Consider the following 2533-nt stretch of genomic DNA (forward strand, 5'->3'; position numbering starts at 1 on the left):
CATCATCCACTACTTTTTGTCCGGCTTGATTACGTTTATCAATTGCTTCATTATCAGCCTTTGCCTTAGCAAGACCCGCTTCATTTTCCTTTTGAATCTGAAGGTTTTTTGCGACAATGGCGTCTGCGGCTTTTTTCTTCGATTCATACTCAGCTAGATTATCCTTATTTTGCTTATCAATAGCAGTTACCGCAGAGGTATAATCCTGATAGCCTGAAACAGTTGAGCCATCTCCTGATGGTACGGTTTGAGTGGTAACGGTCACATTAGCCGACTGATCTTGGTCTTTGATTTTTGAAACTGTGCTATCCACTGAATGATTCAAGGTTTTTCCTGCTTGAGTGGCGTCTTTATGACTAGCAGCCAACGCAGTATTCTCTTGTTCAACACGAGTTTTATCTTGTTCATAGGCGGCTTTATCTGCTTTATAGGTATTGGTCACCTGAGTGATGGCTTCAGCCTGCTTAGCAGCATCCGCTTCCGCTTTATCTAATTGCTTACTGGTATCACTCGCAGAGGTTGTGTTCCCTAAATCCATAGGTTTATCCTGAATGGTCGTAACCCCTTCAGCGGTTGCTTGATTGACAGCCTGTGTCACAACATCATGAGGAACGGTGACTGTAATAGCCCCATCTGATTGACCAGTTGACGCAAGACTATTCGTTTGTTCAGCAACTGGAGTTGGCTGTGCTTCTGGTAAGTTGGTCGCAGGATTTTCTGTCAACTGAACGGCTTTATCTTGCGAGGGTGTTACCACTTCGTCAGCTTGTGCTACTTGGCCACCCCAAGCAACAACAGCTGTCACCATAGTTCCAAGTGCTACCGAACAGAGCGTACGGTACTTCTTACTTTTACGGAAGACATGCTTTTCTGCTTTTTCTTGATTGACTAAAAAGTGATGATGACATTGTTTGGTCATAAAAAAGTCCTTCTTTTCTTTTGATAAGTAGTAACAATCTGTCACTCTCTCCTCATCATAAAAAAGACGACTTGATTTTGGTATCACATCAAAGAAGGACAAAGAAAAAAGCTATCAGTAGCACTACCGATAACTTCTGAAAATCCCTATAAAAAGAGAGGACTGACGCATCAGACCCTCCCAGAATCACTCTATAATGCCAAATTATGGTGAAATACTTCATTTATAATTTTTTGGGTTTCTATTTCATCTATTCCAAAATATTGTAGTTGCATAGCTAGGACAATTTGTTCAAGGAACACCACATCTAGCAAAGACTCATTTATAAATTCCTTATCTAAATTTCCATGAGCAAAATTATTTCTTTGTTTGCCTATTCGCTCTGCAATTTCAGAGTGATTATAAGAAATATTGTTTAATTTATATATGGATTGTCCAAATAAATTCAATAAAGATGCACCGTATTCTTCAAATATTTGACCAATCTTTTGAGAAAGAGATAAATAGGATACAACTGATTTTTTCAAATCTTTGTAAATTTTTTTCAGCTTACCTGTTGAATTTTCAATCAAACGCTCTAATTCTTTACTAGCTTCTTCTTCCAGTTTTTTTCGTTGCTCGCTTTTCCATTCATCTTCTGAAAATATTCTACTAAACTCCCATTCAAATGCAGCGGTTCTTAATACAAAACTAGCAGCATCAATTATACGACTATCCCTAAAACTCTTACCTAGATGTCTGAGATATAGATTATTTTCAGCTATGTCATCTAATATCTTTCCCTCATAACCAGCAATATATTTTTGTTGAATATATCTTCCATCTTTTAATGGCTTCATCTCAATCTCAATACTTTCTTCAATCACATTGAATTCCCCAACCTTTCCTTGATTATTTGACAACCGAATATCAGTAAAATTAACATTTCTTCGATTACAAAGAAATTGGATAAACTCCTTTGCGATACGATATAACTCTCGTACAAAAGAATAATCTTGAGTTTCTTCAAAATGAAAAACCATTGACGATGATAACGCTAGAGGTGGCTTTTCGATAGATAAACTTGTTGTTCTAGTGACGCCGAAATAAACTTGAACTTCTTTTCCAAAAACATTAAACTTCTGTTCTTCTGTCGTTGTTGAGTCAAAATCATAGGTACTAATATTTATTTTTCCATCATGTTCATCAGGTTTATACGAAATTTCAAAAGCATGATTGATTGGATGAATATAGTTTAGTTCTAACCCGCTGAAAGATATCCGACTAATCATCGGTCTTTCAGAATAACTAAAAAAATAGGCCAAAAACGGTACAGTAATAACACCATTGTTTTTATGAAGTTGAATGTGTTTATTTATTAAAAATGTAATAACTTGATTTGTTTCATTTGTACGTCCATAAAGAAAGTCTTCTTCTACAAATTTAGGCTCTCCAGGCCAAGCATAGCTCCCATTTCCCAATTTTTTATAAAACCAAGAATGCCTAATCTCATCTTTTTCCACTTCTTTGGGAATCAAGGATAATCTTTCTTCAGCGAACGTAAAGAAAAATTCATAACCCATCATCTGCAAAGTTCCTGTCAGCATACACTACTAACCCCCTAATTGATTTAAA

2 protein-coding genes are annotated in these 2533 nt (G+C 36.2%); both read right to left on the reverse strand.

Annotated features, from left to right (window positions below):
* A partial coding sequence (locus tag J2S23_RS11220; protein ID WP_370868722.1) for a putative cross-wall-targeting lipoprotein signal domain-containing protein occupies positions 1–919 on the reverse strand: 919 nt, incomplete at its 3' end.
* 191 nt (positions 920–1110) lie between these two features.
* Entirely contained in the window at positions 1111–2505 is a 1395-nt protein-coding gene (locus J2S23_RS11225) for a HEPN domain-containing protein (RefSeq protein WP_307122786.1), read from the reverse strand.
* Between the last annotated feature and the right edge of the window lie 28 nt (positions 2506–2533).

This window comes from Streptococcus moroccensis (assembly GCF_030812835.1).
Lineage (GTDB): Bacteria > Bacillota > Bacilli > Lactobacillales > Streptococcaceae > Streptococcus > Streptococcus moroccensis.

What these genes read in the sequence shown, in the direction of transcription:
- J2S23_RS11225 (WP_307122786.1), bottom strand. Translation starts at nt 2,505, where the DNA reads ATGCTGACAGGAACTTTGCAGATGATGGGTTATGAATTTTTCTTTACG.